General features: G+C 65.6%; 10 protein-coding genes and 2 pseudogenes. 10 read left to right on the top strand and 2 right to left on the bottom strand.

Going from position 1 to position 8,581, the window contains the following annotated elements; genetic code table 11:
* Positions 1–666 precede the first annotated feature (666 nt).
* The 9 genes and pseudogenes from QSK21_RS35265 (at position 667) to QSK21_RS36320 (ending at position 6,975) form a co-directional block, all read left to right on the top strand.
* On the top strand, positions 667–933 hold the full coding sequence (locus tag QSK21_RS35265; protein WP_285702111.1) for a hypothetical protein: 267 nt from the start codon (positions 667–669) through the stop codon (positions 931–933).
* Complete coding sequence (locus QSK21_RS35270) at positions 926–1,540, top strand: DUF6879 family protein (protein WP_285702112.1); 615 nt, start codon at positions 926–928, stop codon at positions 1,538–1,540. Before QSK21_RS35265 ends, QSK21_RS35270 begins: the two co-directional genes overlap by 8 nt.
* Positions 1,541–1,882: 342 nt before the next feature.
* A pseudogene (locus tag QSK21_RS36430) lies at positions 1,883–1,972 on the top strand (DNA-binding response regulator); the annotation flags it as partial.
* 79 nt (positions 1,973–2,051) lie between these two features.
* On the top strand, positions 2,052–2,225 hold the full coding sequence (locus QSK21_RS36435) for a response regulator transcription factor (protein WP_502871629.1): 174 nt from the start codon (positions 2,052–2,054) through the stop codon (positions 2,223–2,225).
* Between the two features lie 78 nt (positions 2,226–2,303).
* Positions 2,304–3,263 (top strand): DUF5954 family protein, encoded by a 960-nt coding sequence (locus QSK21_RS35280; RefSeq protein WP_285702113.1) that lies wholly within the window; start codon positions 2,304–2,306, stop codon positions 3,261–3,263.
* A 266-nt stretch (positions 3,264–3,529) separates the two neighbouring features.
* Positions 3,530–4,483, top strand: a complete 954-nt coding sequence (locus QSK21_RS35285) for an ABC-three component system protein (RefSeq protein ID WP_285702114.1) — start codon at positions 3,530–3,532, stop codon at positions 4,481–4,483.
* A complete protein-coding gene (locus QSK21_RS35290) occupies positions 4,480–4,746 on the top strand; it encodes an ABC-three component system middle component 6 (RefSeq protein WP_285702115.1) in 267 nt (88 codons plus the stop codon). Before QSK21_RS35285 ends, QSK21_RS35290 begins: the two co-directional genes overlap by 4 nt.
* Positions 4,736–6,490, top strand: coding sequence for an ABC-three component system protein (locus tag QSK21_RS35295; protein WP_285702116.1), 1,755 nt, complete (start codon positions 4,736–4,738; stop codon positions 6,488–6,490). The genes QSK21_RS35290 and QSK21_RS35295 overlap by 11 nt, the downstream gene beginning before the upstream one ends.
* Before the next feature lie 197 nt (positions 6,491–6,687).
* On the top strand, positions 6,688–6,975 hold the full coding sequence (locus QSK21_RS36320; RefSeq protein ID WP_352231377.1) for a hypothetical protein: 288 nt from the start codon (positions 6,688–6,690) through the stop codon (positions 6,973–6,975).
* A gap of 129 nt (positions 6,976–7,104) precedes the next feature.
* On the opposite strand, the gene QSK21_RS35300 is transcribed toward QSK21_RS36320, so the two are convergent.
* Complete coding sequence (locus QSK21_RS35300; RefSeq protein ID WP_285702117.1) at positions 7,105–7,521, bottom strand: ATP-binding protein; 417 nt, start codon at positions 7,519–7,521, stop codon at positions 7,105–7,107.
* A gap of 303 nt (positions 7,522–7,824) precedes the next feature.
* Between QSK21_RS35300 and QSK21_RS35305 the strand changes: the two genes are divergently transcribed.
* Positions 7,825–8,466 (top strand): helix-turn-helix domain-containing protein, encoded by a 642-nt coding sequence (locus tag QSK21_RS35305; RefSeq protein WP_285702118.1) that lies wholly within the window; start codon positions 7,825–7,827, stop codon positions 8,464–8,466.
* On the opposite strand, the pseudogene QSK21_RS35310 reads toward QSK21_RS35305, so the two are convergent.
* Positions 8,455–8,581: pseudogene (locus tag QSK21_RS35310) on the bottom strand (IS630 family transposase); the annotation flags it as partial. The gene QSK21_RS35305 and the pseudogene QSK21_RS35310 sit on opposite strands and share 12 nt — an antisense overlap.

Genomic DNA, 8,581 nt, shown 5'->3' on the forward strand with positions numbered 1-8,581 from the left:
TGGGGGCGGAGGGTTGTGGAAGATCACCCGTCCTACCAGGGGCTTTGCCATGCACCCGGCCCGCCACACCGCTCGCGATCATGCTGTGACCAGCAACCTCTCCGCCGCCACTGAAAAAGGTTCAGTGATGTGTATTCGCGGAACATGGTCCACAGCGCCGCGAGTCCGGTCACGGCGGCTTCGGGGGCGTCTTCCCAGGTGGGAAGCTGGAAGATCAGGTCTTCGGCTTGCTGGGTTGTGTGTCCGGCTTCGGTCAGCCGCGGAGCGAGAAGGTCAGTCGAGGACGTGGACCGGTCCCCCCGGACATGCGGAGGTTGCCGGGATGCAGGTCGTCGTGGAGTATCGCCTTCCCGGGCAAGTGGACGAGGTCGAAGGACTTCAAGGCTCCGGCATGGCGATCCCGGACGGGCACCGTCGCGGACGGATGGGACAGTGGTCGTGTGCAGCCGTGCGGCAAGCCCGGGCATGAGCCCCCTGGGTGAGCCCGAGTTCCCGGCCTGAATGCGACACTACAAGTAGTTGAAGGACAACACTTGGTGACCCCGAGCTCTACGATGTCATCGTCACGCCCGATGTTTACTCAGGGCAGAGGAAGTGCACTGTGCCTTGTAGAGCTTTGCCGACTGTGGTGAGAACCTCTACAGCACCGTCGCGTGGAGGTAGGCGATGACCATCTGGCGAGCCGATCCGGCCGCGAGCCTACGCCGTCGGCTGGGCAAGAGTGCTGTCGAGCTCGGCGACACGACCGCTGACCCGACGTGCCCCGATATATGGGAACTGGACAACGGGGACGTCGCCTTCATCGGTACCGACCTGACCGACGAATACACCCACAGGTTGCCGGAAGGCGTGTCGATCGGAGCGAACGAGCGACTGGTGGTCCTGCCACGGAACGTGATCGTCGCTGCGCGGCCGGATCTTCCCGGTGCTTGAGCACGTCCACGGGCTACCAGCGGTCACGCTCGGCGCGCAGGAGTACCTTGACGACTTCTCCAGGCACGCGCCACTGGCCGAAAAGGAACTCTGGAAGCTGGAGCGGATCCAGACCTTCCAGGAGCCCGAGGTGGCCAGTTATGTCGCGATGATGGAGGGCGACTGGGAGCGGTCCCTCGCGCTGATCGAGGACATGCGGGAGAAGGCGGCGAGCCGGCACGGTTCCACGGGTCGCGACTCCAACCGGAGGGTCCGCATCGTTGAGCGGCCGATCAGCGCTTACCTGCAATGGGAGTTGCATGTTCTGAAGGCGTGGGACGACATCCAACAGCAGCGGGTGCGGGTGATGGATGCCGCGGATCTTCCCGCGCATCTGGAGACCGAGGCGATGGTGCCCGAAATCCTCATACTCGGCGGCGAGATCCTTTATGAGGTGCTGTACGACCGGACGGGGCTGCACAGCGGCGCCCGCCGCGTCGAGGATCCGAATGTGATCAACGAATGCCGTGCCGAGATCGCAGATCTCTACCAGCGGTCCGAACCGATCGCCTCGTATTTTGATCGGGAGATCGCCCCGCTGCCTCCTGCGCTCCCGCCGCGGCGCTGACCGAGGCCGCGCCGACCGAGGAAGGGACGCCGGGTGAGACGCGTCTCGTCCCGCCCCGGCGCACTGCCGGGTGCGGGTCGACCGGACGGACGATGCCGTAGAGATCGAGGTGATCGACGACGGCGGCCGCGCACCGGCCGGCCACCCCCGGGCCACGGGCTGATCGGCATGCGCGAGCGGGTGGCCGTCTACGGGGGCGAGTTCACCGCCGGGTTCCGGGTCCACGCCAGGCTCCCGCTGGAGGCGGTGCCCGCGTGACGGACATCCGGGTCCTGATCGCCGACGACCAGCGGTTGATGCGGGCCCGCAGGGCATGAGGTCGTCAGCGAGGCCGCCGTCGGGTTGCAAGCCGTCGAGCGGGCCACCGCGCCGCGGCCGGACGTCGTGCTGATGGACGTCCCGATGCCAGAACTCGACGGGATCGAGGCGACCCGCCGGATCTGCGGGACGCCGGACACCGCGGGCGTGAAGGTGCTGATTTCCACCACCTTCGACCTGGACGGAACGCGAGGTGCTCCGCCTCATCGGCCAGGGCCTGTCCAACACCGAGATCACCGATCATCTGGTCATCGGCATGGCCACCGTGATGACCCATTTCGGGCGACTTCTAACCAAACTTCGCGCCCGCGACCGTGCCCAATTTGTCATCGCCGCCTACGAGAGCGGCCTGGTCACCGTCGGGTGACCCGCACCCGATTTCTCATTTCCCGTGCGAACTGCCGATTCCCCTGCCCGGCGGCGCGCGATGTCCGAGCATGTGGGCATGACGTTCCCGCTGATGCGCGGTTATGACAAGATCAACCTGGTCGCCGAGCTGGACCCGGTCTCCGCGGCTCGGGACACCGAGCTGGGGGAGCGGATGGCCGCCCACCCCAAGCTGTTCCCCGCCGGCTCGCCCGACTTCGGATTCGCGATTCAAACGGGGCCGTCCTGGCGTATCGCCACCAGTGGCGGCTCCGACCCGGCAGGATCTCGTACCGCCCTGGCCAGCCATCTTCGCCGCACCGCCAAGCAGCAAGAGAAGGACCCCGAGGTCCAACGGGCGATGCTGGCCGCCGCCGACCGGCTCGACCCGGAGGACGGGCGGCCACTCGCCAAGGACGAATGGGAGATCGGCGACAAGCGCTACCGGGTCATCAGGATCGAGAAGTACACCCTGATCGGCGGCGGCGTGATGGAGCCGCCCAGAGCCACCGACGCCGACCCGCCACGCGAGGCCCAGCTCCTGAATGATCACCCAATCGATCCGCTCGCACCGGCCGGGCACTGGGAAGCCCAGATGAGGCTGAACCTGATCGGCTACCAGCCCATACCGGGCACCGTCCCCGACCAGATCCAGGCCGAGGCACGGCATGCGATCCGCACGCACCCCGGGGTGATCCTGCTCCCTCCCAGCTTCACCGTCGTGGAGATCGAGGGCGACGCCTGGAAGCCGTTCACCGGCGGAGAGGGCCCCGACCAGGCACGCCACCACCTGGCGATGCATTTCTCCGAAGACTGGGCGCGGTTCCGCGAATTCCAAGGCAACCCGCCCACCCCCGCCGAACGGGCCGAGTGGGCCGAGGCGGCCAAGCAGATCGAGGCCACCAACGGGCCCGAGTACGCCGTACTGGGACGCCGGTTCCGCATCGTACGGGTGTCACGATTCCTGCGCCTCGGCAGGGACGGCCCGGAAGGTCCCCGTCCTTCAGACCAGGAACGCTACGGCTGGAACAACGAATAGCCGCTTGAGGCAGCGTTCGGACGGCGGTTGCTGAGCGACCAGCCACATGCCGACGTGGTGAGCCCGGCGCTTGAGCGCGTCCGCGGGCTATCAGCGGTCACGCTCGGCACGCAGGAGTGGCCCAGCCGCATGGGCGTCCACACCGATGAGGAGAGAGGAATGCGGCATAAGGTGCGAAGTGGACAATAATCCGTGACCGTCTTTGTCAGATCTCGGTACGATCGCCGGTGGAAGGCCACTCAAGAACGTCACTGGGAGTCGCCCCGATGCAAACCTACGCGTTGGAGCTGTGGGAGCGCCTGTTCGTTCGCGTGATGCTCACCTCCAAGATCGATTCCCTGCACGGCGAGTCTTTCCAGGAATTCTTCTACGACCTGATGTGCATGCGCGATCCGGACTTCTTCGACATCCGCACGCGTGGCGAGTTCGGGGACCTCGGGGCCGACGGATTGATGATCAGCGGGCGCAGGCTTTACGCCTGCTACGGGCCGCAAACCGTGGATGAAGGGCGGATCCGAAGGAAGATCAAGAGCGATCTGGCGAGCGCGCTACGCCAGCGTCCCGGTGCCTTCGACATCTTCACGTTCGTCCACAGCGACCGTCGCGGCCTCGATCCGGTCGTGTCAGACGTCCTGACCGAGATTCGGCGGTCGCACCCCGATCTCGCATTCGAGAACTTCGGCTTCCGACGGATCCAACGCGAGATCCTTCAGCTCGAACGATGGCAGATTGAGGATCTTCTGGGGCCGTTTCCGGCGAAGAAGGTGGTCACGGGAGTCGCGCTGCAGGACGTACGGCCGCTGCTGGAGCACCTGGCCAAAGAGCGCAAGCCGCAGTACGGGCTGTCCAAGGTCCCCCTCCCTTCGCATCGCAAGATGGAGTACAACGAATTCTCACCCGACGTGATGACGACGATGACGCACGCCATGACGTACGTGCCATGTGTCGAGACCTACTACACCAACGTCGTCGATCCGACCGAGCGCGATGATGTGGCGGCGGGTTTCCGCGAGCATTATCTGGAGTTGGCCGAGCGGCACGACCACGCAGACCAGATCCTGGAGGATCTGGTGCTCCACATCCTCGGCAACGAGGCCACGGGCTTCGCTGAATTCTTGAACGCGATGGTCGTCCTGATGTACTTCTTTGGGCAGTGCGACATCTTCAAGATGCCGACGCCTTCCCCGTCCGTAGCTCGTGAGGAGAGGGTGCATCCATGATCGTTCCTACCAAGGGAGTCGCACCCCAACGGGCGCTGCTGGCCGTGGGGGCGCAGATCATCCTCGCCACGGGCGCGCAGCCCGTCACCATCGACCAGGCCTGGCGGCGGCTGCTGGCCTGGCGGGAGGACAACCGGCACACAGCGCCCGTCCCGTTCTGGTGGTTCGCGCTGGCGCTCGACGTCCTGTACGCCATGGACCTGGTCGACCTCGATCCCCGCAACGAACTGCTGATGTTCCGCGCTCGGGCAGATGCTGCGTAGCCTCCGGTCCGATGACGAGCGGTTCAAGGCCCTTCACTTCCGGCCGGGGCTGAATCTGCTCATCGCCGACCGCACGGATCGGTCGGCCGACACCGACAGCCGCAACGGCGTGGGCAAAACCAGCACCGTCGAGCTCCTGCACTACCTGCTCGGCGCCACCACTCGAAAGAGCTCGCTATGGAGCCACAAGGCGCTGTCCAGGCATAGATTCCGCCTGGTCATGGATTGGCCTCGGTGGGAGAAGCCTGTCACGATCGAGCGTCGGCCGGCGTCGCCGAAAATTTATCTTCAGCCCGACGTGTCGCGCCATCCGGACTTCCATCACCCTGGCCACCTCTTCGAAGACGCACTCGCGGCTGAGGTCACGCTCAAGGATTGGCAGTGGGTCATCGAACGGGATTTGTACCGGGTGACCTCGCCCGACTCTCCGGTCAGCGGCCGTACGCTCCTGTCGTTCGCGATCCGGCGGGTGGACGCGGGCGGCTTCCTGCAGCCGACGAGTTCCTTCTCCGGACAGTCACCCCACGAGGCGATGATCTCGCTCAGTCACTTGTTCGGTCTCGACGTCGGGCTGGTCACCGAGTACCGGACCCTCTCCCAGCAGGACGCGACCCGTAAGAAGCTCGTCGAGGCGACCAAGGACCCCGTGTGGGGCAAGATCGTCGGCCGTTCCGCCGAGCTGCGCGGCGAGATCACCGCGGTCGAGCAGCGGATCGCCGAGCTGCGCGAGCAGATCCAGCGGTTCCAGGTCGTGCCGGGCTATGAAGATCTGCGCCGAGAAGCCGATGCGCTGGACCGGCAGATCAGAGAGCTGCGTGACCTGGACGAGGTCGAACGCCACAATCTCCAGCAGATGGTGAGGGCCACCACCGACGCCGCCGAACCCGATGACCGCTATCTCGAGCAGGCATTCCAGCAGCTGAACGTCGTGTTGAACGGCGAAGTCCGGCGGCGCTTCGACGAGGTGCGCGCCTTCCACGAGACCGTGGTGCGCAACCGGGAGAAGCAGCTGCGCGAGGAGACCGACCGCCTCGAGCGACGGCTGGCCGAGCGTGAACGTGAACGCGAACAGCTCGGACAGACCCTTGCCTCGATTCTGCAGACCTTGAATCAAGGTGGTGCCCTGGACGCCCTGACCTCGCTGCAATCCGTCCTGGCCCGCGAGCAGGCGACGTTGGAGGCCCTGAGGAACCGTTTCCAGGCCGCGCAGACGCTGGAGGCCAGCCGCCGCGAGATCGAAGCGCGACGATTGGAACTGGAGTCGGCGCTGGCCGACGACCTGAACGACCGCGCGGAGATCACTTCCGAGGTCAGCCGACTTTTCAACGTCTTCGCCCGCCGACTCTACGGCCAAACCCACAATCCCTACTTGGCATTCGAGGCCCGTAAGCAGCGTCTCGACATCGAGACGCGAATCGACGCCGATGGCAGCCGCGGCATCCACAACATGGTCATCTTCTGTTTCGACCTGACCGCGGCGGTCATCGCTCACCGTCACGGCCGGGGTCCGGACTTCCTGGTCCACGACAGCCATCTCTACGATGGCGTCGACGAACGCCAGGTCTCTGCGGCCTTGCAGTTGGCCGCCGACGTCATGGCCGATGAGAACATGCAGTACATCGTCACGATGAACACCGACGACCTGCGCAAGGCAGAAGCCAAAGGTTTCGACCCCGGACCCCATGTGATCGAACCACGTCTCACCGACCAACCCGACGGGGGCCTGTTCGGCTTCAGGTTTTGATCCGGCACGGCCATCTGCTTGGAGAATGTGTCCGGCTCAAGGCGCGGCTACGCACTCCGCCCTGTCGCGTGTGCGCTATACCTTCACGACGACGACCGGTTTCGGCGATTCCGAGCGAGCGCTCGCCGCACGGCCATTCCCTACATACACGCGGCGGTGGAAACCTTGAGTGCGTGGGCTCCGAATGCCATGGAGGCATGCAGAGTAGGAGGGCAATCCGCGCTCTACTCGCGCACTTCGCAGGACGCCGGGCAGCGAAGCGGCGTGGCGGGTTCGAGTGGACGCCCGAGGCGGAGCGCTTGCGGGCCGCGCTGGAAATGCACGAATGCGGGGTCCAGTTGTACCGGCAACGGATGCGCCGCGAGCACCCAGGGGCCAGTCATGACGAACTCGACGCGCTGGTGCGCCGCTGGCTGATCTCGCCCCCGCCCGCAGGTCGGCTGCGGCTGCCATCACGAGAACAGGGCCATCGCCACGCCCGTTGAGGCAGCGCTCCGGACGGCGGTTGCTGGGCGACCAGCCACATGCCGCCGTGGTGAGCCCGGCGCTTGAGCGCGTCCGCGGGCTATCAGCGGTCACGCTCGGCACGCAGGAGTGGCCAAGCCGCACGGGCGTCAAAAGTGGAAGCGTGCCCAGGTCCATTTGCCTTGTGGCGGCGTCCAGTCGACGTTTCGGTCGGACGCCAGGGCCGTGATGATCTGAAGGCCGCGGCCGTTCTCGGCGAGGGTGGTCAGGATGTCGTCGAGGTCGCCGTCCAGTGTGGGTTCCGGTTGTCGGACCGGCGGTTCGTCCGAGGCATCCCACACGCCCACCCACAGCCGGCCCACGCCGAATCGGACCCGGAGCGTGATCGGCGCGTCGGAGGGCGAGTGCTCGACGGCGTTGGTGACGAGCTCGCAGGTGGCGAGCACGACGTCGTCGGTCACCCCGGCAGGGATCCCGATGCGTCTCAGGCGCGAGTCCAGGAGGATGCGCCATGACCGGGGCAGGCTCGCCACTGGCAGCGCGGACCACTCGATGTCGTCGATCACGGTCGCGGTCATTTCCCGGTTCCTTCTGCCGTCCAGGACGCACGGTGAACGCCGGCGAGTCCGCACATAACGGATGTCAGTCCCTCGAACGAGACCCCCCGTTCACCCATGTACGGGCTGTCTCGGACGGCCGTGCTCACTTCCGTTCCAAGCCCACCGAACCGATCTCGGTGGAGTTTCGCCGGTTTGTCCTGTTTCCCAATTCCGAATTTCTCGCGTTCGGCTTCACAGAGTTGTCCGACGTAAGTCAGGATGCACGTGTAGGCCGAGACCGGTGAACGACCCGAAACCGCGGATGGAGCCATGCCCCCCAACCCACCGCTCGATCCCAAGGCCAGCCTGTGGAACCTGATCGCCGTCTACCTACGCTTGCAGCGCGAACACCGTGGGCTCTCAGGTGAATCGCTGGGACGGATCATCGGCGCCAGCAAGGCGACGGTTTCCAAGATCGAGAACGGCAAGGACCGGCTCAACATCGGCCACGCGAAGCTGCTGGACGCCGCCTGGGAGACCGGCAACCCCGAGTTGCTGGAAGGCGGCCTCTTCGAGTGGCTGATCTTCTTCGCCAGCCTGGGCCACCGCCCCCAGTGGGGACAGGAGTACGCCCGCTTCGAGCAGGCGTCCCGGATCATCCGAATCTTCGAGCCATCGCGGATGACGGGTCTGTTGCAAACTCCCGACTACGCTCGCGCACTCCTCGCGAAGGCAGGAGTGGCCGACCCCGAACCGGTCGTGGCCGAACGGATGGAACGCAAGGCCGTCCTGGACCGCGCGTTCGTCACGGTGACGCTGTCCGAGGCAGCACTACGGTGGCCCGTGGGGTCACCTGCGATCATGCGCGAACAACTCGCCCATGTGCTGGAACTGGCCGAGCGGCCGAACATCGTCGTCCACGCCATCCCCGCAACCTTCGATACGGGTGCATACTTGGGCCTAGTGTTGTGAGTCGTTAATTCGTTGGCAGTATGCGGCGAGGGTTTCGAGGATTTCGTCGGCGGGTTTGGTCCACACGTACGGCTTGGGGTCCTTGTTCCACTCGTTGACCCAGCCGCGGACGTCG

The organism is Actinomadura sp. NBRC 104412, assembly GCF_030269515.1.
Classification (GTDB): domain Bacteria; phylum Actinomycetota; class Actinomycetes; order Streptosporangiales; family Streptosporangiaceae; genus Spirillospora.